This window comes from Herbiconiux sp. (assembly GCF_004297105.1).
Taxonomy (GTDB): domain Bacteria; phylum Actinomycetota; class Actinomycetes; order Actinomycetales; family Microbacteriaceae; genus Herbiconiux.
Genome location: NZ_SCVE01000012.1, coordinates 63052 through 89236, shown reverse-complemented (window position 1 = coordinate 89236; position 26185 = coordinate 63052). Strand labels below are relative to the sequence as shown.

Here is a 26185-nt window from a genome sequence, read left to right as displayed (position 1 = left end):
GAACCGCCCCGCATGACCGATGCATCCGCCCCGAACCCGCACGACACCCCCGAGCTCACCGAGGCGGAGGTCTCGGAGCAGAAGGCCGTGCGCCTGGCCAAGCGCGACCGGCTGATCGAGTCGGGCGCCGAGGCGTACCCCGTCGCGGTACCGGTCACCACCACCATCCCCGCCGTGCGGGCGAAGTGGGGACACCTCGCGGCCGACGAGGTCTCGGGCGAGACCGTCGGCATCGCCGGCCGCGTGGTGCACCTGCGCAACACCGGCAAGCTCTGCTTCGTGTCGCTCCAGTCGGGCGACGGCACCCGTATCCAGGCGATGATCTCGCTCGCCGCCGTGGGCGAGGAGGCGCTGGCGGCGTTCAAGGAGCTCGTCGACCTGGGTGACCACCTGTTCGTGGCCGGCGAGGTCATATCCTCGCGTCGCGGCGAGCTGTCGATCATGGTCACCGAGTGGAAGATCGCGTCGAAGGCCATCCAGCCGCTGCCGAACCTGCACACCGAGCTCTCCGAGGAGACCCGGATGCGCAGCCGCTACCTCGATCTCATCGTGCGCGACCAGGCCCGCCAGGTGGTGCGCACCCGTGCCCTCACAATGGCGTCGATGCGCGCCACCTTCGCCGAGCGCGATTACCTCGAGGTCGAGACCCCGATGCTGCAGACGATGCACGGCGGCGCCGCGGCCCGCCCCTTCGCCACGCACTCCAACGCCTTCGACACCGAGCTCTACCTCCGCATCGCGCCCGAGCTGTTCCTCAAGCGCGCCGTGGTGGGCGGGATCGACCGGGTGTTCGAGATCAACCGCAACTTCCGCAACGAGGGCGCCGACTCCACGCACTCGCCCGAGTTCGCGATGCTCGAGGCCTACGAGGCCTACGGCGACTACACCTCCATCGCCGAGCTCACGCAGTCCCTCATCCAGAACGCGGCCCTCGCCGTGGCCGGCTCGCACGTCGTCACCTGGGCCGACGGAACCGAGTACGACCTCGGTGGCCAGTGGGACCGCATCAGCATGTACGAGTCGCTCAGCGCCGCATCCGGGGTCTCCGTCACGCCGGCGACGTCGGTGGCGGAGCTGCAGGCGATCGCCGACCGTGAGGGCGTGGAGGTGCACCTGCCCAACCACGGCAAGCTCGTCGAGGAGCTCTGGGAGCACTTCGTGAAGGGCGGCCTCGTGCGCCCCACCTTCGTGCTCGACTTCCCCGTGGAGACCAGTCCGCTCACCCGCGCCCACCGCAGCATCCCGGGTGTCGTGGAGAAGTGGGATCTGTACATCAGGGGCTTCGAGCTGGCCACCGGCTATTCCGAGCTGGTCGACCCCGTCATCCAGCGTGAGCGCTTCGTGGAGCAGGCCAAGCAGGCCGCCGCGGGCGACGACGAGGCGATGCGCCTCGACGAGGAGTTCCTGCGGGCGCTCGAGTTCGGTATGCCCCCGTCGGGCGGCATGGGCATGGGCGTCGACCGCCTGCTGATGGCGCTCACGGGCCTCGGCATCCGGGAGACCATCCTCTTCCCGCTGGTCAAGTGACCGGCGGGCCATCAGGTGCGCGTGACAGGATGAGCGCATGAGCTTTCTCGGCGGCGGCAGCAAGGATCCCTTCGAGCCCGGCAAGACCGAGCGCGAGAACCTCGAGAAGGGCCGCGGCGGCCCCGTCGGCGACGAGCCCAATCCCAACAAGCCCACGACCACGCGCATCGCCATCTGGATCATCGTGGGGGCGGTGGGCGTCTACTTCATCGTGTCCGGCATCATCGGCATCGCCACCCACTCATGACGCGCACATCCCGCATGACGTATCGTTGAACCGATGGATGATTTCTGGCCCGCGATCTTCGCATTGGCGCCCACCGTACTGATCGGCCTGGTGTTCTGGTTCATCATGCGTGCGCTCATCCGCTCGGACAAGTCCGAACGCAAGGCCCTCGCCAAGATCGAGGCCGAAGAGCGAGCGCGACTCGGTCTGCCGTCGGCCAAGGCCGACGTCTCCTGACCCTCCGACCCGCTACGGTATCCCTGGGGAGTTCGCCGAGGAGGAGGCCGCATGTCGGGTACTGACGTCGCGGTTCTCGTCTTCCTTCTGCTGCTCGCCCTCGACTTCGTCATCCGTGTCGTCTCGGTGATCGTGGTGCCGCGCAACCGGCGGCCCTCCACCGGCATCGCGTGGCTGATGGCCATCTTCGTGCTGCCCTTCGTGGGCTTTCTGCTGTTCCTCCTCATCGGAAGCTACAAGCTGCCGAAGTCGCGGCGCGAGAAGCAGCACGCCATCAACGAGTTCATCATCGAGACCACGGAGGGCATCGACAAGGTCAGCGAGGACTCGCCGTGGCCCCCGTGGTTCCGCAACGTGGTGGAGCTCAACCGCAATCTCGGCGCCATGCCGCTCGTCGGCGGCAACGACGCGTCACTCGTGGGGGACTACGACGAGTCGATCCGGCAGATGACCGCCGACATCGCCAAGGCGGAGCGCTACGTGCACGCCGAGTTCTACATCCTGTCGCTCGACGCGACCACGGCGCCCTTCTTCGACGCGCTCGAAGCGGCGGCCAAGCGCGGCGTGACCGTGCGCGTGCTGCTCGACCACATCGCATCCGTGCGTGCGCCGGGCAACCGCAAGACGGTGAAGCGGCTCAATTCGATGGGCGTGAAATGGCACTTCATGCTGCCCGTGCAGCCCTTGAAGGGCAAGTGGCAGCGGCCCGACCTGCGCAACCACCGCAAGATCCTGGTGATCGATGGCGACGTGGCCTACATGGGTTCGCAGAACGTGGTCGACCGCAGCTACAACAAGAAGGGCAACATCAAGCGCGGGCTGATGTGGCAAGACCTCATGACGCGGCTCGAGGGCCCCATCGTCGCCGGTATCAACGCCATCTTCATCACCGACTGGTACAGCGAGTCGAACGAGCTGCTGCTGCGCGAGACCCGGCCGATCACCGACGACGTGATCGAGGAGGGCGAGGAGGCGCTCGACATGCAGGTCGTGCCATCCGGCCCGGGGTTCGACGGCGAGAACAACCTGAGGCTCTTCTTGGCGCTGCTCTACAGCGCGCAGAAGCGCATCATCATCACGAGCCCCTATTTCGTGCCGGATGACGCGATGATGTACGCCATCACCACCGCCACCGAGCGGGGCCTCGAGGTGCAGCTGTTCGTCTCCGAGATCGGCGACCAGGCGCTCGTCTACCACGCCCAGCGCTCCTACTACGAGGTGCTGCTGAGGGCCGGAGTGCGTATCTACATGTACCAGGCGCCCTACATCCTGCACGCGAAGCACTTCACGATCGACGACGACGTGGCCGTGATCGGCTCGAGCAACATGGACATGCGTTCGTTCAGTCTCAACATGGAGGTGTCGCTGATGGTGCGTGGGCGTACCTTCGTCGACCAGATGCGGGCGGTCGAAGACGGCTACCGTGCTGTGTCTCGCGAGCTCACTCTCGACGAGTGGCACAAGCAGCCCCTGCGGTCGACGGTGCTCGACAACCTGGCGCGTCTCACCTCGGCCATCCAGTAGGGGCGCTGTCCCGCTCGCGTTCCTCTCCGTCTCGGTCGTCGAGACCGACTCACCGACCGTGACGATCGGGCCCACCACGCTGGTGCTCACGTTCGCGGGCATCGCCGGGGGTCTCACGTTCGGGAAGCCGGCAGAGGTCGCCCTGACGCCCTGACGCTCCGACGCGCTGGCCTCAGCGGTTGCGGGGTTGGAGGCGCACCCCGGGCAGCACCGGGGCCGGGAGGGGAGCGCCGGCGAAGTGATGGTCGCTCGCGCCGAAGCGTGCGGTGGTGAAGACGGACTCCGGATGCGACGGGTCGGCGGCTTCGGCGGAGGCCTCGCCCGCGGCATCCGGAGCCGGCACGCCGCCATCCGGCTCGGGAGCACCCGACTCCCGCTGCCATTGGGTGCGGTAGGCCACGATCTCCTCGTGGCTTCGGCCGACGAAGTTCCACCACATCAAGATCTTCTCGTCGAGCGGCTCGCCGCCGATGAGGAGCAGGCGTGCGGGCTCCGTGCCGGCGCGCACGTCGAGGGAGGGGCGGCCGAGGCCGGTGTACGCCAGCTCGGTGCGCTCGACGGCCGTGCCATCGACCGAGACGGGCCCCGAATCCACCAGAAGGCCGTACTCGAAGTCGGGGCGGAGCGGCAGCTCGACCGCACCGCCGGCCGGCAGGCGCACCTCGACCGCCACGAGCGGTGTGAAGGTGGTCGCGCCCACCGAGCATCCGGCGAAATCGCCGATGAAGATGCTGAGGTCGGCGTCGCCGAGCTGTGTCGTGGCGGCCTCATGGCTCTCGAAGAAGGGGTCCACCTCGCGCGACGCCGACGGAAGCGCGACCCAGAGCTGGGCGCCGTGCAGAACCCGGGTGTCGTCGGTCGACACCTCGGAGTGCGAGATGCCGTGCCCGGCCGTCATCAGGTTGAGCACACCCGGCCGAACGAAGGCGTGGCTGCCGACGCTGTCGCGGTGCTCGATCTCGCCCTCGAACAGCCAGCTCACGGTCTGCAGCCCGGTGTGCGGATGCGGCGGCACCACCATTCCACCGGTGTGCGAGACATCCGCCGGCCCGTAGTGGTCGATGAAGCACCAGGCGCCGATCATGGTGCGTTCGCGGCTGGGCAGGGTGCGGTGAACCGTCATCGCCCGCGGACCGCCGAGCGGCACCTCGCGCGCGGTCATGATCTCGACGACCTGCGGAGCGCCGACCGCCGTGGCGTCGCACTCGACCCAGGTCTCCGTCGGCGCCTCCTCGAGGTTGCTCATAGCAGAATCCTATGGTGCCGCTACGATCTCCATCGGGGTCGCGCACATCCGTGCATCCGCGGCCCGGACACCGACAGTCGGGGGACATCCTGTGATCGCATCCACTCTCGCCGAGAGCAACTCCTTCTCCTACAGCTACCAGTTCGATCCGTTCTCCTCGTTCGCGAGCCTCGTCATCACCGCGCTGGTGATCGTGGGCATGTGGATCACGTTCGACAAAGCCGGTCGTCACGGGTGGGCGGCGATCATCCCGTTCTACAACATCTACGTGCTCTGCAAGGTGGCGGGCAAGCCGGGTTGGTGGTGGATCCTCTACATCATCCCGATCGTGAACATCGTGATCGGCATCATCGTGGCCGTGAACGTCGCGCGCAATTTCGGCAAGGGCGGCGCATTCGGCTTCTTCCTGCTCTTCTGGCCGTTCCCGTTCATCGGCTACCCGATCCTCGCGTTCGGTAGTGCCCAGTACCTCGGCGAGAAGCCCGGCACGGGCGCTCCCGCCGTCGCGATCTGACTTCTGTCACGCCTGGGCGCTTTTCGGCACGCCATATCGCTGCCGGGCCGCCTCGCCGGAGGTGCCCAGGATCGCCCCGATCGTGCTCCACGTGACACGGCCTGCCCGCGCTGCAGCGACAGCCTTGGTGAGTCGAACTTCCGCCTGGACCCGGGCGGCGGCGGCTTCATGCAAGGCGAGGTAGGCGTTACCGTCCATCTCATCTTCTGGCTTTGGCTCGTAGGCTTCGAAGACGGCCGCGTATTCATCGGCGCGCGCGAGTATTTGTCTCAGCGATTTCGGCATCACCGGCCCCGCAGATATTTGGATCGCGCAGGCATTGCGTGCACGACGTGAGTGTCTCCAGCGATGGTCACAAGGCCGACCTCGAGCAGTGCGGCGTTGGTCGCAGGGCCCACGAACATGGCGAAGCCTTCACCAATGTCATGGCTGTAGATCCAGTGATCGAGCGCATGCTCTATGTCCTCCTCAGACGTGCCGTGCTTACGGGCGGAGCGGGCAATATGCCAGTCCATCAAAGTCTAACAAGTTAACTTGCATTGAGAAATGGTCATCCGCAAGCGTGACCCTCTCCGGCTTCACCGATCATCGGTCCGGCAGATCTGCGGAGAGCCACTGCCTCAACGACCGCTGTGGAGGAGTGGACAGAAAGCTGTCACGCCCACGGCGAACAGGGGCTGTCCGGCCCCTGTTCGCTGGCTAGTCTCTTCGTAACGGCCGTCATCTACCTGCCCTGGCGGCCAGGGAGACAGACATGTTTGAGAGATTCACCGACCGAGCTCGTCGCGTCGTCGTCTTGGCGCAAGAAGAAGCCAAGATGCTCAACCACAACTACATCGGCACCGAGCACATCCTGCTCGGCCTCATCCACGAGGGTGAGGGCGTCGCCGCCAAGGCGCTCGAGTCGCTGAACATCTCGCTCGACGCCGTGCGCGAGCAGGTGCAGGACATCATCGGCCAGGGCCAGCAGCAGCCCACGGGGCACATCCCCTTCACGCCGCGCGCGAAGAAGGTGCTCGAGCTCTCGCTGCGCGAGGCCCTGCAGCTCGGCCACAACTACATCGGCACCGAGCACATCCTGCTCGGCCTCATCCGTGAGGGTGAAGGCGTCGCCGCTCAGGTGCTCGTCAAGCTGGGCGCCGACCTGAACCGCGTGCGCCAGCAGGTCATCCAGCTCCTCTCCGGTTACCAGGGCAAGGAGCAGGTCGCCGTCGGCGGCAACGACCAGGCACCCGACAAGGGCTCGCAGATCCTCGACCAGTTCGGCCGCAACCTCACACAGGCCGCGCGCGACAACAAGCTCGACCCCGTGATCGGCCGCGAGAAGGAGATCGAGCGGGTCATGCAGATCCTCTCGCGTCGCTCGAAGAACAACCCCGTTCTGATCGGCGAGCCCGGCGTCGGCAAGACCGCCGTGGTCGAGGGCCTCGCCCAGGCCATCGTGCGCGGAGACGTGCCGGAGACGCTGAAAGACAAGCAGCTCTACACGCTCGACCTCGGCTCGCTCATCGCCGGTTCCCGCTACCGCGGTGACTTCGAGGAGCGCCTCAAGAAGGTCACCAAGGAGATCCGCACCCGCGGCGACATCATCACCTTCATCGACGAGATCCACACCCTCGTCGGCGCGGGTGCCGCCGAGGGCGCCATCGACGCGGCCAGCATCCTGAAGCCGCTGCTCGCCCGCGGTGAGCTGCAGACCATCGGCGCCACCACGCTCGACGAGTACCGCAAGCACTTCGAGAAAGACGCGGCGCTCGAGCGCCGGTTCCAGCCCATCCAGGTCGCTGAGCCGTCGCTGCCCCACGCCATCAACATCCTCAAGGGGCTGCGCGACAAGTACGAGGCGTTCCACAAGGTGTCGATCACGGATGGCGCCATCGTCGCCGCCGCGAACCTCGCCGACCGCTACGTGCAAGACCGCTTCCTGCCCGACAAGGCCATCGACCTGATCGACGAGGCCGGCGCGCGCCTTCGCCTCAGCATCCTGTCGGCCCCGCCGGAGCTGCGCGAGTTCGACGAGCGCATCGCCGCCGTGCGCGGCCAGAAGGAAGCCGCGATCGAAGACCAGGACTTCGAGAAGGCCGCATCGCTCCGCGACGAGGAGAAGAACCTCCTCGGCGAGCGCCTGCGCCTCGAGAAGCAGTGGAAGTCGGGCGACGTGCAGACCTCCGGCATCGTGGATGAGGGGCTCATCGCCGAGGTGCTGGCCCAGGCCACGGGCATCCCGGTCTTCAAGCTCACCGAGGAGGAGTCGGCTCGGCTCGTGTTCATGGAGAAGGCCCTGCACCAGCGGGTCATCGGCCAGAACGAGGCCATCGCCGCGCTCTCCCGCACCATCCGCCGCACGCGCGCCGGCCTGAAAGACCCGAAGCGCCCCTCCGGTTCGTTCATCTTCGCCGGCCCCACGGGTGTCGGTAAGACCGAGCTCGCCAAGGCGCTCGCCGAGTTCCTGTTCGACGACGAGAACGCGCTCATCTCCCTCGACATGTCGGAGTACGGCGAGAAGCACACGGTCTCGCGACTGTTCGGTGCCCCTCCCGGGTTCGTCGGCTTCGAAGAGGGCGGTCAGCTCACCGAGAAGGTGCGGCGCAAGCCGTTCAGCGTGGTGCTGTTCGACGAGATCGAGAAGGCCCACCCCGACATCTTCAACTCGCTCCTCCAGGTGCTGGAAGAGGGCCGGTTGACGGATGGCCAGGGTCGCGTCGTCGACTTCAAGAACACGGTCATCATCATGACCACCAACCTCGGTACCAAAGACATCACGGGCAGCCCCATCGGCTTCCAGGTGTCGGGCAATGAGTCCACCTCGTACGACCGCATGAAGGCGAAGGTCTCGGAGGAGCTGAAGAAGAACTTCAAGCCGGAGTTCCTCAACCGCGTCGACGACACCATCGTCTTCCCGCAGCTGAACAAGGAAGAGCTGCTGCAGATCGTCGATCTGTTCATCAAGCGCCTGCGCGACCGCCTGCTCGACCGCGACATGACGATCGAGCTCACGCTCGCCGCCAAGGAGCGCCTCATCGAGGTGGGCTTCGACCCGTCGCTCGGTGCGCGTCCGCTGCGTCGTGCCATGCAGCACGAGGTCGAAGACCAGCTGTCGGAGCGCATCCTGCAGGGTGAGCTCAACGCGGGCGACCACATCCACGTCGACTTCGAAGACGGCAAGTTCACCTTCGTGCAGACCTCGCGCGAGCCGGTCGCCATCGGCGCCGGCGTGGGCGACCAGCAGCAGGCCTCGGCCGCTGCGGCCGCCGCAGCGCTGGGCGACCTCGACTAGCAACCCCCTCGAAGGGCCGGGCACCACGGTGCCCGGCCCTTCGCCGTCCTCCTCGCGAGTCGCCAAAATCCGGTGCAATTGACCCCTTTTAGACCGGATTCTGGCGACTCGCGAGGAGGACGGTGGGGGTGGGGAGGGCGATACGCTGGTGCGATGAGTTCGAGCAAGGCGCCCGTCACCGTTCGGCGGGCGCGCACCAGTGACATACCCGGCATCCAGCAGATGGTGGAGCCCCTGGTGCAGCGACGAATCCTGCTCGGCAAAGACGCCGTGGTGTTCTACGAGGCCGTGCAGGAGTTCAAGGTCGCCGTCGACGACCGCGGTGCGATCATCGGCTGCGGCGCCCTCCACGTCTTCTGGGAAGACCTCGGCGAGGTGCGCACCCTCGCCGTGAGCGACGCCTGGCTCGGCCAGGGTGTGGGCCGGATGCTGCTCGCCGCTCTCGAGGAAGAGGCTCGCGAACTCGGCCTGAGCCGACTCTTCTGCCTCACCTTCGAGGTGCCCTTCTTCGAGCGCAACGGCTTCATCGCGTCGCCGCTGGCGCTCGTGGAGCCCGAGGTCTACGCCGAACTCGTGCGCTCACCCGACGAGGGTGTCGCCGAGTTCCTCGATCTGGCCCGGGTGAAGCCCAACACCCTCGGCAACACGCGAATGCTGAAGCACCTCTGATGGCGGCCGACGACACGACTCCGGAGGCGGGCGACGAACGCCTCGACGCAACCGGGTCTGAGGCTCCCCGCCGGAGCTTCAACGAGCGCTTGCGGGCCCGGTACTTCGGCAAGCGCCGCCCCGACGAGACCGCGGTCGAGGCGGAGGCGGCGGAATCCGTTCTCCCGAAGTCGAACCAGATGGGCTTCTTCGGCCGCGTGCAGCGCCCGGGCGGCTTCGACACCCCGCCGGATGAGCCGGTGGAGCTCGAGGGCCCGCTCCCGTGGGAGCTGGGCGGCGACGAAGACCCCGGCGACAAGAACGCCGTCGACCGCTAGGCGCAGTTCACGCAGTGCGTGGCGGCCGGGCGGATCTCGAGCCGGCCCACGGGGATCGGGAGGCCGCACGTGAGGCAGAGGCCGTAGGTGCCCGCCGCCACGCGGGCGAGGGCGGCATCCGTCGCCTCGAGGCGTCGTGCGGCGGCCAGCTCAAGGCCTCGGATGCGCGACCACTCGCTCGACAGCGTCGGCCCCTCGGGGTCGTGCTCGTCGTCGTCGGGCGATGACTCGCGCACGGTGCGCAGCTCCGCCATCGATGCGCGCAGCTCGCCGATCTGCGCGAGCGCCGCTTCGCGTTCGCCTGTCAGGGCCGCCACCGGATCGAACGGCGGGGGCGCAGCATCCGGTTGGGAGACGATCAGCCCGCGGGAGCCGGGCCGTCGGTGGGGGTGGCTTCGCCGATGAACTCGCGCAGCTCGGCCTCGACCTCCTTGTCGAAGCTGTCCTGCTCCTCGTCCTCGTCGACCTCCGGGTGCTGCCCGTTGTGCTCGAACGACTCCGGCGTGGGGGGATCGATGAAAGTACTCATGTGCACGAGGGTACGCCTGCGTCGCGCGGCCCGAAACATCCCGAACACATCCGGGAGTTATCATCCACAGATGTCTCCCGTCTCTCCGTACCAGGTGTGCGTCGCCTTCCTCACGCGGGTGGGCGAAGACGGTCGCGTCGAAGTGCTGCTCGGTCGCAAGAAGACAGGCCTCGGCTCGGGCAACATCGTGGGCCTCGGGGGCAAGGTCGAGGTGGGCGAATCGGCGCTCGACGCGATCGTGCGCGAGATCGAGGAGGAGTCGAGCCTCGTGGTCGCCGCCGCCGACCTCACCGAGATGGGTCTCGTGAAGTTCGCGTTCCCGTACCGGGAGAACTGGAGTCAGGACTCGACGGTGTTCGTGGCGTCGCGCTGGACGGGCACGCCGCAGGAGTCCGACGAGGTCTCGCCCGACTGGTACCCCGTCGACGAGCTGCCCCTCGACGGCATGTGGGATGACGCCAAGTACTGGCTCCCCGGCGTGCTCGCCGGCAGCCGGGTGCTCGGCGACTTCACCTTCGGTGAGGACTGCGCCACCGTCTCGTCGTACGAGCTCTTCGACGCCGGCGAGCGCGCGTAGCATTGACGGGTGCTGGAACCCGGACCCGAACACAACCGCCTGACCCGCCAGTTCCTCGGCGCCCTCGTGGTGGTGATCGTCGGATGCCTCGGCCTTCTCGCCTCGCTGGTGTTCCTCTATCCGGCGCACTCCGCCGGCCTCGGCGTCGCTCTCACCATCACCCTGGTGCTGAGCGCCGTGGTGGTGGTCGCGGGAGCTGTGACGTGCATCGTTCTCGCCCGTCGCATCGGCGCGCTCAATCGCAGGAACGGGCGGCGGCGCTAGTTCGGCGAGGGGCAGGACGTAGAATCTCCTGTGCCCTCCGAGACTCCCGACCCGCCGAAGGCCGGTATCGACCCGCATGATCTCGCCGTGTCGCTGAAGGTTCTCGCGCAGATGTCCGACCTCGCCGAGGATCATCCCGACTTCGTGGTGATGCGCAAGGCCACCGCGAAGATGTTCAAGGCCGTGAAGAACCATCGGCGTCGCGAGATCCGCGCGAGCGTCGCCGATGCCGATCGCGAGGTCATCGCCGCCACCGCCACGGGAGCGCCCGACCGCATCGACGACGAGACACGCGGCGTGCCGATCCGCACGTCCACGACGGCTGCGAGCGCCGGCACCCTGCTGAAGCCGCGCAACTGCTACATCTGCAAGCAGCCGTACACGGTGGTCGACGCGTTCTACCATCAGCTCTGCCCCTCCTGCGCCGCGATGAGTCACGCCAAGCGCGAGGCACGAACCGACCTCACCGGCCGGCGCGCGCTGCTCACCGGCGGGCGCGCCAAGATCGGCATGTACATCGCCCTGCGGCTGCTGCGCGACGGCGCCCACACCACCATCACCACGCGCTTCCCCCGCGACGCCGTGCGCCGGTTCGCCGGTCTCCCCGACTCGGCCGACTGGATGCATCGGCTCAAGATCGTCGGCATCGACCTCCGCGACCCCGCCCAGGTGATCGGGCTCGCCGACGATGTGGCGGCTGCGGGGCCGCTCGACATCCTCATCAACAACGCCACCCAGACCGTGAGACGCTCAACTGGTGCGTACCAGCCTCTGGTGGATGCCGAACTCGCGCCGCTGCCGGGCGGCCCGCTTCCCGAGCTGATCACCTTCGGCCACACGAACGACCAGCATCCGCAGGCCCTCGCCGACTCGGTGAGTGCCCATCCGATCCTCGCCGCCGCCGCCGCACGGGCGGAGGAGCTCACGGCTCAGGCCCTTGCGCCCGGGTCGAGCTCACTGGAGCGGCACACCACCGGTACGGCGATCGATGCCGGAGGGCTCGTGCCGGATCTCCACGACGTCAATTCGTGGACCCAGCGCGTCGACGAGGTCGATCCGCTCGAGATGCTCGAGGTGCAGCTCGCCAACACCACGGCGCCGTTCCTCCTGATCTCGCGGCTGCGATCCGCGCTCGCCGCGAGTCCGGCGCGACGCCGCTACATCGTGAATGTGAGTGCGATGGAGGGGGTGTTCGGCCGCGGCTACAAGGGCCCGGGGCATCCGCACACCAACATGGCGAAGGCGGCGGTGAACATGCTCACCCGCACGAGTTCGCGCGAGATGTTCGAGACCGATCGCATCCTGATGACGAGTGTCGACACGGGCTGGATCACCGACGAGCGGCCGCATCCCACCAAGATCCGGCTCGCCGAAGAAGGCTTCCATGCTCCGCTCGATCTCGTCGACGGCGCGGCCCGGGTGTACGACCCGATCGTGCGCGGCGAGGGCGGGGAGGATCTGTTCGGGGTCTTCCTGAAGGACTACGCGCCGGGCTCGTGGTGAGAACGCACCCGCTCGGCTGACCGGGTCGCGCGCACCCCGAACGGGCCCACGCTCTGGTCGTGCGGAGGTTCGCGCGCGATACTGGGTGCGCGAGCATCCGTGTCCGGGCTCCCACCCCACGATCGACGGCGATTGGCGGTAGACCATGTCGAGTCCTTGGCTGGCTCATCCCGATCCCGAAGACCGTCGCCGCACCCGTGCGGTGGTGCACGAGTCGTGGCAGCGGGCACGCGACAACGCGCTCGACCCCGAGCACCTGTTGCCCGATCTCGAGGTGCCGGAGGACGTGCTCTCCGACTACCGTCGCGCCCATCCACTCTCGCTCGTGCTGCCCGTCATCCAGCGCCTGCTCGTGCGCGACGCCGAGGGCTCGGGGCTGCTCGTCGCGGTGGGCGACGAGATGGGCCGCCTGCTCTGGGTCGACGGTGACCGGGCCTCGAAACGAGCGGCCGAGGAGATGCGGTTCGTGGAAGGCGCCGGCTGGTCGGAGCGGCGGGTGGGAACCTCGGCGCCCGGCACGGCCCTCGAACTCGATCACGGCATCCAGATCCACGACGCCGAGCACTTCAACCGGCTCGTGCACGGCTGGAGCTGCACGGCGGTGCCGGTGCACGATCCCGAGACCCGGCGCATCCTGGGCGTGATCGACATCACGGGCGACGCCCGTGCCGTCGACCCCCATACGCTGCCGCTCATCGAGGCCACGGCGGCGGCAGCCGAGGCCGAACTCATGGTGCTGAGGCTGCGCGCCGCGAGCGAGCACCGCACCGCGGGAACCCGGATGAGCGTGGCCGGCTTCGCGGCGACGGCGACGGCGACGGCGCCGGGCCGTGCTCCCCGGCAGCGCCCTGTCTCGATGCATGTCCTGGGGCGCGACACGGGTGAGATCACGGGGGCGTCGGGAGGCGTGCGGGAGCTCAGCATCCGGCACTCCGAGATCGTGACCCTGCTCGCCTGGCATCGCGAGGGCCTCTCGGCGGCGCGCCTCGCCGGGCTCGTGTACGGCGACGACGCCGCAACGGTGACGCTGCGCGCCGAGATCGTGCGGTTGCGCCGCATCCTGCAGAGCTCGGGCATCGAGCTGGAGTCGCGACCGTACCGCCTCGGCTCACCCATCGAACTCGACGCCCACCACGTCACCTCCCTGCTCGACAAGGGCGCCCACCGGGTGGCGCTCGCCGCCTACCGCGGTGCGCTGCTCCCGGGCTCGGATGCGCCCGGCATCGTCGACATCCGTGACCGTGTGCGGGTGCGTCTCCGCGAGGCGATCCTCACGGATGCCGCCATCGACGTGCTGCTCGACTATGCCGCCACCGAGGACGGGCTGACCGACGCGGAAGTGTGGACGGCCGCGCTCCGCCTCCTGCCGGCGCGCTCGCCGAAGCGCGCCGGGGTCGTCGCGCAGCTGGAGGCGCTCGAGCGCTCGGAGTGAGGCGACCCCGGACGATCGGCATGGTCTCTGCGACGATCGGCGGGATGGATCCGGCGTTCGTCGCGTTGCACCCTGCATGACCGCAGAAACCGCCTCGCTCGACCTGAGCTCGCCGACACCGACCTCGACATCGCCCCGCAAGGACTCCTGGGCCGGTGTCATCTCCCTCGGACTCGGGGTGTTCGCCCTGGTGATGGCCGAATTCCTTCCGGCGAGCCTGCTCACCCGTGTGGCGAGCGACCTGGGCGTGAGCGAGGGCGTGGCCGGTCAGTCGGTGAGCGTCACGGCGATCGTGGCCGCCATCGCGGGGCTCACCATCCCCGTGCTGCTGCCCCGGGTCGACCGCCGGCACCTCATGCTCGGGCTCGGCCTGCTCGCCGTGCTCTCCGATCTGATGGTGGCCATCGCTCCGAGCTACCCGGTGCTGCTCGCCGCGCGAGTGCTGCTCGGCATCGCGCTCGGCGGGTTCTGGGCCCTCGCCATCTCGGTCACGGCGCGACTCGTCTCGCCCGAGCGCCTCGGGCGCGCGATGACCGTGGTCAACATGGGCGTCTCGCTCGCCACCGTCGCGGCCATCCCGCTCGGCACCTGGCTCGGCGAGGTGTGGGGGTGGCGGCCCGTGTTCCTGCTCGCCGCCGGCGTCGGCGCGGTCGCCCTGCTCGCGCAACTGTTCGTGCTGCCATCGATCCGCGCCACAGGCTCGGTCGGATTCGGTGCGCTGTTCGCGACGCTGCGCTCGCGTCTGATCCTGCTCGCCCTGATCGCCACGGGTCTCGTGGCCGGTGGGCACTTCGCGGCGTTCACCTACATCCGCCCCGCCGCCACCGACGTGGGCGGGTTCGACCCGGCGGGCCTGGCGGTCCTGTTGCTCGTCTACGGGCTCGCGGCGTTCGCCGGCAATCTCATTGCCGGGCCCCTGGTCGACAAGCGGATGCGCGTGGCCGCGTTCGTCTTCCCCGTTGTGCTAGGCGCCGCGCTCCTGCTGTTCGCCTTCTCCGGCGGCAATCAGGCCGTCGTGCTGGTGGCGGTGGCGCTCTGGGGATTCGGCTTCGGTGCGGTGCCCACCACTCTGCAGACCTGGATGGCCCGCGCCGAACCGAGCCGGTTGGAGAGTGTGGGTGGCCTCCAGGCCGCGACCTTCCAGGTGTCGATCGCTCTCGGCGCGGTGGTGGGCGGAGTGCTCGTCGACGGAGTCGGCGTGGGAGCAGCACTCCTGGCGGGCGGCCTCGCGGCGCTCGCCGGCGGGATGCTGCTGACATCGCTCCGGATGCGGCCTGCGGGCTGAGTTGCAGCGGACCGGGGTGCGGCGGGTGAGTCGTTACTCGGGCAGCGCGCTCTCGGCACCCTGCCGCCACGCCCTGGGTGACAGGCCGGTGTGCCGGCGGAAGGCGCGGCTGAAAGCCACGTCGGAGACATAGCCGAGCGCGGTGGCCGTCTGCCCCACGCTGAGCCCGTCACCAGCGAGCAGCTGCTTGGCCCGCTCCATCCGCACGCGCGTGAGGTAGGTGAGCGGCGGAGCGCCCACTGCGAGCCGGAACTGCTCGGCGAACACCGAGCGGGACGAGTTCGCCACCCGGGCGAGTCCGGCCACGCTCCACCGGGCTCCGGGCCGGCTCTGGATGGCCTCCACCGCGCGCGCGATGTCCGGGTCACGCAACGCCAACTGCCAGCCTCCGTCGAGGTGGTCGCAGACCTGCTCCGCCCAGCTGCGCACCGTCGCCGCCACGATCAGGGTGGCGAGTGCTTCGGTCAGCGACGAGGCCGCCGAGCGGCCCGCATCCTGCTCCTCCCGGATGCCCCGCACGAGACCGTCGACGAGGGCGGATGTCTCCGCGAGACCGCAGCTCATCATGAGCTCGGGCAGACCGCCGTCGAGGATCGAGGCGGGCGCCACCACCGCACCCAGGTCGACCGACGCGGCACCGCGGGGGAGCGCGCTGCCCTCGTATCGAAGGGTCCCGGTCAGGATCTCGGAGTCAGCGATGGCGGTGAGGGTGTGCGCCCGGCCGAGGGGGAGCAGCACGACGTCGCCCGTCCGCACGATCGCACACGCGTCGAGGCCCGAGACGCTGGCCGAGCCCGAAAGCACATGGTGCACCACCGCGGAGCCGTCGTCGAGCTCTCGCCGGTGGCCCGCGGCGAGGGCCCCGATCGTCACGGCGCGGGCGCGGAAGCGCAGCCGGGCGAGCAACTCGCTCAGTGCATCCGGATGCGTCGTCGTCGGCCTCATGCTGGGTGCAATGCCGACGACGCGGTGGGCATTCCCTGCTGCCCGCCGGCGGGCCTGCGCGTGCAACCCGATGCAACCTCCTGAGGCGTAGCTTTGCGCGCATCCGACACCGTCGTCGCAAAAGGAGCAGTCCATGACCATCATCGATCGTCCGGCCGAGCAGGAGACCGCCCCCGCGGCGCCCGGCTCCACCGTCTACGCGAACCCCGGAACCGCGGGTGCCGTAATGCAGTTCAAGCCGCGGTACGACAACTACATCGGCGGCGAGTACGTTCCGCCGGCGAACGGCCAGTACTTCCAGAACCCGACCCCCATCACGGGCCAGAACTTCACCGAGATCGCGCGCGGCACGGCGGCCGACGTCGACCGGGCCGTCGAGGCCGGCTGGAAGGCGTTCGAGGCCTGGGGCAAGACGAGCGTCGCCGAGCGCGCCGTCATCCTCAACAAGATCGCCGACCGCATGGAGCAGAACCTCGAGCTGCTGGCCGTGGCCGAGACGTGGGAGAACGGCAAGCCGGTGCGGGAGACGCTCGCGGCCGACATCCCGCTCGCCATCGACCACTTCCGTTACTTCGCCGGCTGCATCCGCGCCCAGGAGGGCGGCATCTCCGAACTCGACAACGACACCGTGGCGTACCACTTCCACGAGCCGCTCGGGGTCGTGGGGCAGATCATCCCCTGGAACTTCCCCATCCTGATGGCGGTCTGGAAGCTCGCGCCCGCGCTCGCCGCCGGCAACTGCGTCGTGCTGAAGCCGGCCGAGCAGACCCCGGCGTCGATCCACGTGCTGATGGGCCTCATCGAGGACCTGCTGCCCGCCGGTGTGCTGAACATCGTGAACGGCTTCGGAATCGAGGCCGGTGCTCCGCTCGCGTCGCACAAGAACATCCGCAAGATCGCGTTCACCGGTGAGACCACCACGGGCCGCCTGATCATGCAGTACGCGAGCGAGAACCTCATCCCCGTCACGCTGGAACTCGGCGGCAAGAGCCCGAACGTGTTCTTCGCCGACGTGGCCGACGAGAAGGACTCCTTCTACGACAAGGCGCTCGAGGGCTTCACGTTCTTCGCGCTCAACCAGGGCGAGGTGTGCACCTGCCCGTCGCGCGCGCTCGTGCAGCGCTCGATCTACGACGGCTTCGTGGCCGACGGCCTCGACCGGGTGGCGAAGGTGAAGCAGGGCAACCCGCTCGACACCTCCACCATGATCGGGGCGCAGGCCTCGAACGACCAGCTCGAGAAGATCCTCAGCTACATGGACATCGGCAAGCAGGAAGGCGCTCGCCTGCTGGCGGGCGGCGAGCGGGCCGATCTCGGCGGCGAGCTCTCCGGCGGCTTCTACGTGCAGCCGACGGTGTTCGAGGGCACGAACTCGATGCGCATCTTCCAGGAGGAGATCTTCGGCCCGGTGCTCGCCCTCACGAGCTTCGACGACTACGACGACGCCATCTCCATCGCCAACGACACCCTCTACGGGTTGGGCGCCGGCGTGTGGTCGCGCTCGGGGTCGCAGCTCTACCGGGCGGGCCGCGCCATCCAGGCCGGCCGCGTGTGGTCGAACACCTATCACCAGTACCCCGCGCACGCCGCGTTCGGTGGCTACAAGCAGTCGGGCATCGGCCGGGAGAACCACCGGATGATGCTCGACCACTACCAGCAGACGAAGAACCTCCTCGTCTCCTACGCCGATGGGCCGATGGGATTCTTCTGATGCCCGAGACCCCCTCGTCGGGCGCTCCGGCGCTCACCCGGGTCGATGTGACGGATGCCGCAGCAGACATGCTGCGGCATCTCGCCACCTCGTACGGGCAGCTGATGTTCCACCAGTCGGGCGGATGCTGCGACGGCTCGTCGCCGATGTGCTACCCGGTGGGCATGTTCCGGGTCGGGGCGTCCGACATCCTGATCGGCACGCTGCACGTCGAGGGCACGTACCCCATCGAGGTGTACATGTCGCGGTCGCAGTTCGAGTACTGGAAGTACACGTTCCTCACCATCGACCTCGTCGACGGGCGGGGGAGCGGCTTCTCGATCGAGGCGCCGGAGGGCAAGAGGTTCATGATCCGGTCGCGCCTGCTCGAAGACAGCGAACTCGCAGCCTTCGGACTGGCGACTCGCGATGGTGTGACCGCGTAGTCGCGCATCCGCTGGTTACCCTGATCTCATGTCGACGATCAGGCATCCCGTGGGGCCGCAGCCCAAGAAGGTGTACTGGCGGCGACGGCTGGTGGTGCTCTTCGTGCTGCTGGCCGTCATCGCGGTGGTGGTGCTGATCGTGGTGCGCCCCGGGTCGGGCGCTCAGGGTGAGCCGGCGCCGGTGGCCGCACCCTCCGCCTCGTCGACCGCAGCCGCCTCGACGGATGCGCCGGCCGATCCCGCGGCCACACCCGCCTCCGGTTCCGACTCCGCCGCCGAGACCCCCGCCGCCCCTGCGGTCGAGGCGGGCGATGCGTGCGATCCCTCGACGATCCGGGTGGAGCCGGTGACGGATGCGGTGACCTACGCGCCCGGGGTGAACCCCCAGATCTCCTTCACCATCACGAACACCGGCTCTGTCGCCTGCACGGTGAACGCGGGCACCTCGCAGCAGAAGTACACGATCACGAGCGGTGCCGAGACCTACTGGGTCTCCACCGACTGCCAGTCGGGTGCATCCGACACCGAGGCGCTCCTCGAGCCGAACGTGCCGGTCTCCTCGACGCCGTTCGCCTGGGACCGCACCCGCTCCTCGGCCAGCACCTGCGGTGCCGCCGACCGCGCCCAGGTGCCGGGCGGCGGCTCCTCGTACCACCTGAACGTGGAGGTGGGCGGAGTCTCCGCGGCCACCACCACCCAGTTCATCCTCGACTGACGGTCGGGCCTCGACCCACCAGCGTCAGCACCAGCCCGAGGACCGCGACGATGAAGCCGGGCACGAGAACCGCGAAGCCGATCAGGATGTTCCACGCGAACACGCCGGCGATCGGGGCTCGCCCCTGCGACAGGAAGAACGTGAGGATCCACACCAGGCCCACGACGAAGCCGATGATTCCGAGAATCAGCAGCACCCCTCCCACGCGGAGCAGTGGACTCCTGCGCTGGGGTGCGACGGTGGACAGGTCTCCGCGCGCCGATCGGGCGGCGGCGCTTCGGCGGGAGATCACCAGGGCGATGATGGCCGCGGCGATCAGGATGAACGTGCCGATGCCGAGCAGGGCCACCACGATGAGTGTCAACGGGTCCATGGTGGTGAGCCTAACGGCCGGTACGGGATCGGCGGGTGACCTCCTCGACATCGGCTTGCAGTGTGCTGGTGGTCTGTTCTCCGCCGGGGCCGATCGACGTAGGGTGAGCGCAACGACAGCAAGGAGCACCGATGAGCGACGTTGACCAGCCCGGAACCGACGGCCCGAACCTCGGCAAAGACGGCACGATCCCCAACTCCGACACCGGCATCGCGGTCGGCCACGACCCCGACGGCTCGCACTTCAACCAGGAAGAGGAAGACGGCGACGAAGCCGCGGAGTAGCGACCTGGCCGAAGCCCCTGCGACTTCTCCTTCGGAGAAGGCCGCAGGGGCTTTCGTGTGCCTCCTGAAAATAGTGCTGGACGAGGCCGCCGCGCATCCGTATTCTGGAACGTTTCGCTCACAGCAGGGCGAACAGGGAAGCGGACATGAGGCGCATCAGCAAGACACTCTTCAGTTGGGCATCGATCCTCGATGACGAGACCGAGGCGCAGGCGGTGACGGCATCCCGGATGCCCTTCATCCACCCGCACATCGCCCTGATGCCGGATGCGCACCTCGGCAAGGGGGCCACCGTCGGCTCGGTCATCCCCACGCTCGGTGCCATCATCCCGGCCGCCGTGGGTGTGGACATCGGATGCGGCATGATCGCCGTTCGTACCGGCTTCACCGCCGACGACCTGCCGAGCGACCGGCAGCCCCTCCGTGAGGCGATCGAGCGCGCCGTTCCGCTGTCGGCCGGGGTGTACAACACCGAGATCACCGCGACGGCCGCGCCGCGCATCGCCGAACTCGAGGAGCTGGCCGCATCCGGAGCCGAAGGCGCACCCGCGCACCGGTTCGACCCCGCCGACTACGCGGCCAACTGGCGGCTGCAGCTCGGAACGCTCGGCTCGGGCAACCACTTCATCGAGGTGAGCCTCGACGAAGACGAGCGGGTGTGGCTGTTCCTGCACTCCGGCTCGCGCGGTGTGGGCAACCGCATCGCGGGCGCCCACATCCAGGCCGCCCAGGAGTACGACGCGCGCAACTGGATCGTGCTGCCCGACCGCGACCTCGCCTACCTCGTCGAGGGCACCGTGGAGTTCGACCGCTACATCGCCGAACTGCGCTGGGCCCAGCGCTTCGCCTTCCTCAACCGCGAGGAGATGATGGATCGCGTGGTCGCCGAGGTCGAGGCCTGGGTGGGCCGGCCCGTGGTCGAGGCCGAGCGCGTGAACTGCCACCACAACTACACCGAGAAGGAGCACCACTACGGCAAAGACGTGTGGCTCTCCCGCAAGGGCGCGATCGATGCGAGCGCGGGCCTGCCGGGCCTCATCCCGGGGTCGATGGGCACCGCGTCGTACGTGGTGACGGGCAAGGGCAACCGACTGTCGTTGAACTCGTCGCCCCACGGGGCGGGCCGCGAGTACTCGCGGTCGGCGGCGCGCCGCACCTTCACGCGCCAGCAGCTCGACGAGGCGATGGCGGGCATCGAGTGGCGGGCCACCGATGCGTTCCTCGACGAGATCCCGCAGGCCTACAAGCCCATCGACCAGGTGATGGCGGATGCCGCCGACCTCGTGGAGGTACGGCACACACTCCGGCAGATCGTGAACGTGAAAGGCGACTGAGGTCACCCCGCACCAGGAGGGCTTGCGCCCGCGGCGCACTCGCGCCTCGAGCGCAAGCCCTCCTGATGTTCATCCGGCGGGGCTACGATTCGGCACGTGGCTCTGCGAACACGAACGGATGCTCTCGAGATCGCCGTGACCGGTGGCCTCGTGCGAGGCGTCACGCGCCGGGGCCTGCACACGTGGCGCGGAATCCCCTATGCCGCGCCGCCCGTGGGCTCGCTCCGCTTCCGGGCGCCTCGCCCGGTGGTGCCGTGGGCCGGCGTGCGCGACGCGAGCGAGTTCGGCCCCGTCTCGATGCAGTCGCGCAACGGCAACTTCATCGGGGCTTCCCGCTCGACGCCCATGGACGAGGACTGTCTCACGATCAACGTGATCCGGCCCGCATCCGACACCGACGGCCTTCCCGTCATGGTGTTCATCCACGGCGGCGCCTACAGCGTCGGCTCGTCGGCCGAGTACCCGAAGAACGGCGAGACGCTCGTGCGGGAGGGCGGCGTGATCTACGTGAGCTTCAACTACCGGCTGGGGGCCCTCGGCTACCTCGACTTCACCCGCTACTCCACGCCCGAGCGCCCGATCGAGTCGAACCTGGGCCTTCGCGACCAGGTGGCCGCGCTCGCCTGGGTGCGTGACAACATCGCCGCATTCGGCGGCGACCCCGCGAACGTCACCCTCTTCGGCGAATCGGCCGGTGGCAACGCCGTCACCACGCTCATGGCCGTGCCCGCCGCTCACGGTCTGTTCGCCCGGGCCATCGCCCAGAGTGCGCCCCCGAACGCCGTCTACCTGCCCGAGATGGCAGCCGTCTGGGCCGACGAGTTCGTGGAGCTGCTCGCGGAGAACATCGACACCGACGGCGTGGAGAACACCTCCGACGACACGGCGGGCCAGATCCTGGTCGATGCCGCTGCCGTCGAACTGATCGACGCCGCCGTGACCCTGACCCTCAGAACCCCGGATGCGCATCCGGGCACCATCGTGATGTCACCGGTGATCGACGGAGACTTCCTGCCCGAACGACCCCTCGATGCCTTCAAGGAGGGACGGGTGGCTCGGGCGCCGCTGATCATCGGCACGAACGACCGGGAGGGATCGCTGTTCACCGGGCGGCTCGACATCCTCGCCACGACGCCGAAGCGCATCCGCGCCATCTTCGGCCGCACCAAGAAGAAGCCGCGCAAGGCCATCAAGGCGGAGTATCCCGAGCTGCCCGCGAAGCGCCCCGCGGCCGATTTCGGCGGCGACTACGCGTTCTGGTACCCCACCGTGAAGGTGGCCGAACGACACTCCCGCTTCATGCCCGTGCACTTCTACCGCTTCGACATCGCGCCGCGCCTCGTGCACCTCGCGGGATTCGATGCCACCCACGGCCTCGACCTCTACGCCATCTTCGACCGGATGGACGGCTGGTTCGGCCGCACGATGACGATCCTCGGTGGCCGCCGCACCTTCACGGCGGCAGGCAAGCGGATGCGCGCCTTCTGGCTCGCCTTCGCCCGCGACGGCAGCGTCGACGAATCGGTGTGGCCGCGCTACGACGAGACCGAGCGCCTCACCCTCATCTTCGACGAGACCGACCGTGTCGAATCCGACCCCCGCGCCTCGAAGCGCCTTGCCTGGCAGGAGTTCGTGCCCCACGTCTGACGCTCCGGCTGTCCACGGGGTGATGAGGGGTGGGAAACGACGGACTGTGCCGGGCGATACGGGCCGAAGCTCCGTCGTTCGCTGGATTCGGGTTGAATCCCCGTCGTTCGCGGAGAGGGACGGGGACGGGGACGCAGGTCAGCCGAAGGCGCGGCCCAGGGCGCGGGTGAGTTGGCGCACGTCGTCGTCGATGATGGTGCCGAAGCCCAGCCGCTTGGCCTCGGAGGCCCGGATGCGGCTCGACGACACCGGGCGGATCTCGCCCGCGAGGCTGATCTCACCGAACGCCGCCAGATCGTGCGCCAGCGGCTTGTCGTTCGACGCGGATGCGAGCGCGAGAGCGATGGCCAGATCGGCCGCCGGCTCCGTGAGCTTCACGCCGCCGACCGTCGACACGTAGACATCTTTGTCGCTCAGCGGGATGCGCGCACGCCGCTCGAGAACGGCGAGGATCATCGCCACCCGCGACGAGTCGACCCCGTTCGTGACCCGCCGCGGATTCGGCGACGGCGTCGACACCACGAGCGCCTGCACCTCCACCGGAAGGGCCCGCCGCCCCTCGAGCGCGACGGTGACGCAGGTGCCGGAGACGGCATCCGACCCGCGTGAGAGGAACAGCCCGCTCGGGTCGGGCACCTCGGCGATGCCGTCGGAGGTCATCTCGAAGCAGCCCACCTCGTCGGTGGGCCCGAAGCGGTTCTTGAGCGCCCGCACGAAGCGCAACGAGGTCTGCCGGTCGCCCTCGAACTGGCACACCACGTCGACGAGGTGCTCGAGCACCCGTGGCCCCGCGATCGACCCGTCTTTCGTGACGTGCCCCACGAGCAGCACGGGCAGCGATCGCTCCTTCGCCACGCGGATGAGCGAGGATGCCACCTCCCGCACCTGCGTCGGCGACCCGGCCGCACTCTCGAGCGACGCTGACGACACCGTCTGCACCGAGTCGACGATGACGAGGTGCGGCTGCACCGCGTCGATCTGCCCGAGCACCGTGGCCAGATCGGTCTCGGCCGCCAGCATGAGCGTGGGTGAGAGGGAGTGGGTGCGCTCGGCGCGCAGCTTCACCTGCGACACCGACTCCTCGGCCGAGACGTAGAGCACCCGCAGGTGCTCTTCGGCCGCTTTGGCCGCCACTTCGAGCAGCAGCGTCGACTTGCCCACGCCGGGTTCACCGGAGAGCAGGATGGCGGCGCCGGGCACGAGCCCGCCGCCGAGCACCCGGTCGAACTCGCCGATGCCCGTGGCCCAGTGCGAGGCGACGTCGGAGGAGATCTCGGTGATGGGCCGCGCGATGCGCTCGGCGCCGAGCACCGTGGCGCGCACGGCCCGCGTGATGCCCTCGTTCTCGGCCGCCGACACCACGGTGCCCCACGACTGGCACTCGCTGCAGCGGCCCACCCACTTGGCCGTCTGCCACCCGCACTCGGTGCAGCGGTATGCGCTCTGCGATTTCGTGGCCATGAGCATCACCCTAGAGCCGACCCCGGACATCCGCGGCCGTCTCCCCAGGGAAGCGGTCAGGGGTTAGTCGTCGGAGTCCTCGTCGTCGTAGGCCGGGTAGCTCGCGCGGCCCTTGGCCGAGAGGGTGGCGGCGCGCTCCGCGAGGCGGCGGCGCACCTCCGTCTGGGCCTTCTCCACGAAGGCCGGGTCGAGCGGCGTGGTGGGGTAACCGGATGTGCCGTGGTACTTCTCGATGTAGGCGTCGAGCTCGGGGCCCGACTCCCACGACGTGATGAGGCAGTAGCGCGGTTCCGTGCCCTGGTGCCAGACCGCGTGCCAGAAGCGCTGGGTGTCGATGATGAGCTGTGCGCCCGCGGGCAGCGCGATGCGCACCTCGGTGTCGGGGTCGAAACGGTCTTCGCGCAGGATGAGCACGGAGTCCTTGTCGTCGGAGAGATTGAAGTAGCCGCGCACGATCCAGCCGGTGCCGTCGGGGTTCAGGCGGTTGTTGTCGTCCTGGTGCAGGTTGTAGAGCGCGGTGGCGTAGTCGTTCGGCTGCAGCTCGATCACGCGGCAGCGGCCGATGTTGGCACCGGGCTCCTCGGCACGGGCCTTGAGGATGGGGGCCTTGGCCACATTCGCCTCGACCCAGACACCGTCTTTGTCGGTGCGGGGAGGCGTGTGGTTCCAGAAGCCGTTGCAGTCCATGTCGCCCGAGGCGCTGGCGAGCGGCGCGAAGCGGGTCTCTCCCGATGACTTCCAGTCGACGTACTCCAGGTCGAGCCATTCCTTCGGATCGGCCGACTGGTCGTAGGGATCGAGAACGACATAGCCGTCTTTCTCGAATGCTCGTGATCGGATGTAGCTCATCGTGAAATGAACCCTTTCGGTAAGAGGACCAGCACGTTTCAACATGCCCGACTTAGGCAAGGCTAACATCCGCGATCCCGCAGTCACCCTGGACGACGGAAGGTTGCGAGAGCATGATGACGACATGCAACGAGACATCTATGACGATGACCACAATGCCTTCCGTGAACTCGTGCGCGACTGGACCGCCCGGCACGTCACCGCCGAGTCGCGGCAGCGCTGGGATCGTGAGGGCGAGATCGACCGCGCGACGATGCAGTCGGCCGCCGAGCTCGGCATCATCGGCCTCTCCGTGCCGGAGGAATTCGGGGGCGGTGGGATGCTGCAGGACTTCCGGTTCCGCATGATCGTGACCGAGGAGGTCATCGCCGCCGGATCGGGTTCGCTGGCCGAGGCCTTCTCCATCCACGACGATCTCGCCGTGCCCTACATCGCTCGCATGGGCACGCCCGCCCAGCAGGAGAAGTGGCTGCCCCGCATGGCGACGGGGGAGGTGCTCGGCGCGCTGGCGATGACGGAGCCGGATGCGGGCAGCGACCTGCGCAGCATCCGCACCACTGCGACGAAGGTCGACGGCGGCTACCGCGTGAACGGCTCGAAGATCTTCATCTCGAGCGGCCGCACCGCCGACCTCCTCGTGACCTTCGTGAAGACCGGTGAGGGGAACCGCCCGGATGCGTTCAGCCTCGTGCTGATCGAAGACGGCATGGAGGGCTTCGAGCACAGCCGCGTGCTCGACAAGCTCGGCTACCACGGCCACGACACGGCAGAGCTCACCTTCACCGACGTCTTCGTGCCCGACGAGAACCTCATCGGCGGGGAGGCAGGTGCCGGCTTCGTTCAGCTCATGAAGAACCTCCCGCTCGAGCGCCTGTCGATCGGTGCCGCGGGCGCGGCGGCAGCCCAGGCCGGCTTCGACTGGACGGTGGCCTACACGAAAGACCGCCGCACCTTCGGCAAGCGGGTGATCGATCACCAGAACACCCGCTTCCGGCTGGCGGAGATGGCCGCCACCATCGACGCCCTCTGGGCCTACCTCGATCGTGCGATCGTGGCCTATTCGAAGGAGGCGCTGACCCCGGAGGATGCCGCCAAGGTGAAGTTGTGGGCCTCCGAGCGCGAGGGTGAGGTGCTCGACGAGTGCCTGCAACTGCACGGCGGCTACGGCTACATGAACGAGTACCCGGTGGCGCGCGCCTACACGGAGGCGCGGGTGCACCGCATCTACGGCGGCAGCAACGAGATCATGCGCGAGATCGTGGGCCGGGAGATCGCGGGGCGTGACACCGCGGCACCTGCCGGAGGATGATGAGC

Annotated in this window: 29 protein-coding genes; 20 read left to right on the top strand and 9 right to left on the bottom strand. The window is 68.5% G+C overall.

Annotated elements, in window-relative coordinates; translation table 11 throughout:
- Positions 1-12 precede the first annotated feature (12 nt).
- The 4 genes from lysS to cls are packed head-to-tail and all read left to right on the top strand — an operon-like array spanning position 13 to position 3514.
- Positions 13-1527 carry a lysine--tRNA ligase gene (gene lysS / locus EPO52_RS06760; protein WP_290803849.1) on the top strand — a complete coding sequence of 505 codons (1515 nt, stop codon included), beginning with the start codon at positions 13-15 and terminating at the stop codon, positions 1525-1527.
- 37 nt (positions 1528-1564) lie between these two features.
- The gene (locus EPO52_RS06755) at positions 1565-1774 is read left to right on the top strand and encodes a hypothetical protein (RefSeq protein ID WP_290803847.1); all 210 of its coding nucleotides are present in this window, start codon (positions 1565-1567) and stop codon (positions 1772-1774) included.
- Positions 1775-1807: 33 nt separating this feature from the next.
- On the top strand, positions 1808-1990 hold the full coding sequence (locus EPO52_RS06750; RefSeq protein WP_290803844.1) for a hypothetical protein: 183 nt from the start codon (positions 1808-1810) through the stop codon (positions 1988-1990).
- Between the two features lie 51 nt (positions 1991-2041).
- Positions 2042-3514, top strand: coding sequence for a cardiolipin synthase (cls, locus tag EPO52_RS06745; RefSeq protein ID WP_290803841.1), 1473 nt, complete (start codon positions 2042-2044; stop codon positions 3512-3514).
- Between the two features lie 172 nt (positions 3515-3686).
- Here cls and EPO52_RS06740 read toward each other — a convergent pair whose 3' ends face one another.
- Complete coding sequence (locus EPO52_RS06740; RefSeq protein WP_290803839.1) at positions 3687-4760, bottom strand: pirin family protein; 1074 nt, start codon at positions 4758-4760, stop codon at positions 3687-3689.
- Positions 4761-4851: 91 nt separating this feature from the next.
- Between EPO52_RS06740 and EPO52_RS06735 the strand changes: the two genes are divergently transcribed.
- Positions 4852-5274: a DUF5684 domain-containing protein gene (locus EPO52_RS06735; RefSeq protein WP_290803836.1), complete on the top strand. Its 423-nt coding sequence runs from the start codon at positions 4852-4854 to the stop codon at positions 5272-5274.
- 6 nt (positions 5275-5280) lie between these two features.
- On the opposite strand, the gene EPO52_RS06730 is transcribed toward EPO52_RS06735, so the two are convergent.
- Entirely contained in the window at positions 5281-5559 is a 279-nt protein-coding gene (locus EPO52_RS06730) for a hypothetical protein (RefSeq protein ID WP_290803833.1), read from the bottom strand.
- Positions 5559-5789, bottom strand: coding sequence for a hypothetical protein (locus tag EPO52_RS06725; RefSeq protein ID WP_290803831.1), 231 nt, complete (start codon positions 5787-5789; stop codon positions 5559-5561). The genes EPO52_RS06730 and EPO52_RS06725 overlap by 1 nt, the downstream gene beginning before the upstream one ends.
- 239 nt (positions 5790-6028) lie before the next feature.
- Here EPO52_RS06725 and EPO52_RS06720 point away from each other — a divergent pair, with 239 nt between their 5' ends.
- From EPO52_RS06720 to EPO52_RS06710, 3 genes are all read left to right on the top strand, one after another.
- Positions 6029-8551 carry an ATP-dependent Clp protease ATP-binding subunit gene (locus tag EPO52_RS06720; RefSeq protein ID WP_290803830.1) on the top strand — a complete coding sequence of 841 codons (2523 nt, stop codon included), beginning with the start codon at positions 6029-6031 and terminating at the stop codon, positions 8549-8551.
- Positions 8552-8704: 153 nt separating this feature from the next.
- A complete protein-coding gene (locus EPO52_RS06715) occupies positions 8705-9220 on the top strand; it encodes an amino-acid N-acetyltransferase (protein ID WP_290803827.1) in 516 nt (171 codons plus the stop codon).
- Positions 9220-9537 carry a hypothetical protein gene (locus tag EPO52_RS06710; protein WP_290803824.1) on the top strand — a complete coding sequence of 106 codons (318 nt, stop codon included), beginning with the start codon at positions 9220-9222 and terminating at the stop codon, positions 9535-9537. Before EPO52_RS06715 ends, EPO52_RS06710 begins: the two co-directional genes overlap by 1 nt.
- Here the strand turns inward: EPO52_RS06710 and EPO52_RS06705 are convergent.
- Positions 9534-9854 (bottom strand): TraR/DksA C4-type zinc finger protein, encoded by a 321-nt coding sequence (locus tag EPO52_RS06705; RefSeq protein WP_290803822.1) that lies wholly within the window; start codon positions 9852-9854, stop codon positions 9534-9536. The genes EPO52_RS06710 and EPO52_RS06705 overlap by 4 nt on opposite strands.
- 41 nt (positions 9855-9895) lie before the next feature.
- On the bottom strand, positions 9896-10066 hold the full coding sequence (locus EPO52_RS06700) for a hypothetical protein (protein WP_290803819.1): 171 nt from the start codon (positions 10064-10066) through the stop codon (positions 9896-9898).
- A gap of 70 nt (positions 10067-10136) precedes the next feature.
- Here EPO52_RS06700 and EPO52_RS06695 point away from each other — a divergent pair, with 70 nt between their 5' ends.
- From EPO52_RS06695 to EPO52_RS06675, 5 genes are all read left to right on the top strand, one after another.
- A complete protein-coding gene (locus EPO52_RS06695; protein WP_290803817.1) occupies positions 10137-10643 on the top strand; it encodes an 8-oxo-dGTP diphosphatase in 507 nt (168 codons plus the stop codon).
- Between the two features lie 9 nt (positions 10644-10652).
- The gene (locus EPO52_RS06690) at positions 10653-10907 is read left to right on the top strand and encodes a hypothetical protein (RefSeq protein ID WP_290803815.1); all 255 of its coding nucleotides are present in this window, start codon (positions 10653-10655) and stop codon (positions 10905-10907) included.
- Positions 10908-10937: 30 nt separating this feature from the next.
- Positions 10938-12410 (top strand): SDR family NAD(P)-dependent oxidoreductase, encoded by a 1473-nt coding sequence (locus EPO52_RS06685; RefSeq protein ID WP_290803811.1) that lies wholly within the window; start codon positions 10938-10940, stop codon positions 12408-12410.
- 145 nt (positions 12411-12555) lie between these two features.
- On the top strand, positions 12556-13842 hold the full coding sequence (locus EPO52_RS06680; RefSeq protein WP_290803808.1) for a GAF domain-containing protein: 1287 nt from the start codon (positions 12556-12558) through the stop codon (positions 13840-13842).
- Between the two features lie 76 nt (positions 13843-13918).
- Positions 13919-15127, top strand: coding sequence for an MFS transporter (locus tag EPO52_RS06675; RefSeq protein ID WP_290803805.1), 1209 nt, complete (start codon positions 13919-13921; stop codon positions 15125-15127).
- A 33-nt stretch (positions 15128-15160) separates the two neighbouring features.
- Here EPO52_RS06675 and EPO52_RS06670 read toward each other — a convergent pair whose 3' ends face one another.
- Positions 15161-16072, bottom strand: coding sequence for an AraC family transcriptional regulator (locus tag EPO52_RS06670; RefSeq protein WP_290803802.1), 912 nt, complete (start codon positions 16070-16072; stop codon positions 15161-15163).
- 133 nt (positions 16073-16205) lie between these two features.
- Between EPO52_RS06670 and EPO52_RS06665 the strand changes: the two genes are divergently transcribed.
- Genes EPO52_RS06665 through EPO52_RS06655 form a run of 3 tightly spaced genes read left to right on the top strand, consistent with a single transcriptional unit; the run spans position 16206 to position 18923 of the window.
- The gene (locus EPO52_RS06665; RefSeq protein WP_290803800.1) at positions 16206-17783 is read left to right on the top strand and encodes an aldehyde dehydrogenase family protein; all 1578 of its coding nucleotides are present in this window, start codon (positions 16206-16208) and stop codon (positions 17781-17783) included.
- Positions 17783-18208 (top strand): DUF779 domain-containing protein, encoded by a 426-nt coding sequence (locus tag EPO52_RS06660; RefSeq protein ID WP_290803797.1) that lies wholly within the window; start codon positions 17783-17785, stop codon positions 18206-18208. The genes EPO52_RS06665 and EPO52_RS06660 overlap by 1 nt, the downstream gene beginning before the upstream one ends.
- Before the next feature lie 28 nt (positions 18209-18236).
- Positions 18237-18923: a hypothetical protein gene (locus EPO52_RS06655; protein ID WP_290803795.1), complete on the top strand. Its 687-nt coding sequence runs from the start codon at positions 18237-18239 to the stop codon at positions 18921-18923.
- Here the strand turns inward: EPO52_RS06655 and EPO52_RS06650 are convergent.
- On the bottom strand, positions 18910-19296 hold the full coding sequence (locus EPO52_RS06650; RefSeq protein ID WP_290803792.1) for a cell division protein CrgA: 387 nt from the start codon (positions 19294-19296) through the stop codon (positions 18910-18912). The two genes, EPO52_RS06655 and EPO52_RS06650, sit on opposite strands and share 14 nt — an antisense overlap.
- A gap of 131 nt (positions 19297-19427) precedes the next feature.
- Here EPO52_RS06650 and EPO52_RS06645 point away from each other — a divergent pair, with 131 nt between their 5' ends.
- The 3 genes from EPO52_RS06645 to EPO52_RS06635 all read left to right on the top strand — a co-directional run bounded on the left by EPO52_RS06645 (position 19428) and on the right by EPO52_RS06635 (position 22561).
- Positions 19428-19580 carry a hypothetical protein gene (locus EPO52_RS06645; protein ID WP_290803789.1) on the top strand — a complete coding sequence of 51 codons (153 nt, stop codon included), beginning with the start codon at positions 19428-19430 and terminating at the stop codon, positions 19578-19580.
- A 146-nt stretch (positions 19581-19726) separates the two neighbouring features.
- Complete coding sequence (locus tag EPO52_RS06640; RefSeq protein ID WP_290803785.1) at positions 19727-20914, top strand: RtcB family protein; 1188 nt, start codon at positions 19727-19729, stop codon at positions 20912-20914.
- A 96-nt stretch (positions 20915-21010) separates the two neighbouring features.
- Positions 21011-22561 (top strand): carboxylesterase/lipase family protein, encoded by a 1551-nt coding sequence (locus EPO52_RS06635; RefSeq protein ID WP_290803782.1) that lies wholly within the window; start codon positions 21011-21013, stop codon positions 22559-22561.
- Between the two features lie 138 nt (positions 22562-22699).
- Here the strand turns inward: EPO52_RS06635 and radA are convergent, their stop codons facing one another.
- The gene (radA, locus tag EPO52_RS06630; protein ID WP_290803779.1) at positions 22700-24022 is read right to left on the bottom strand and encodes a DNA repair protein RadA; all 1323 of its coding nucleotides are present in this window, start codon (positions 24020-24022) and stop codon (positions 22700-22702) included.
- A gap of 63 nt (positions 24023-24085) precedes the next feature.
- On the bottom strand, positions 24086-24871 hold the full coding sequence (locus tag EPO52_RS06625) for a hypothetical protein (protein ID WP_290803776.1): 786 nt from the start codon (positions 24869-24871) through the stop codon (positions 24086-24088).
- Positions 24872-24995: 124 nt separating this feature from the next.
- Here EPO52_RS06625 and EPO52_RS06620 point away from each other — a divergent pair, with 124 nt between their 5' ends.
- Entirely contained in the window at positions 24996-26180 is a 1185-nt protein-coding gene (locus EPO52_RS06620) for an acyl-CoA dehydrogenase family protein (RefSeq protein WP_290803774.1), read from the top strand.
- Positions 26181-26185 lie beyond the last annotated feature (5 nt).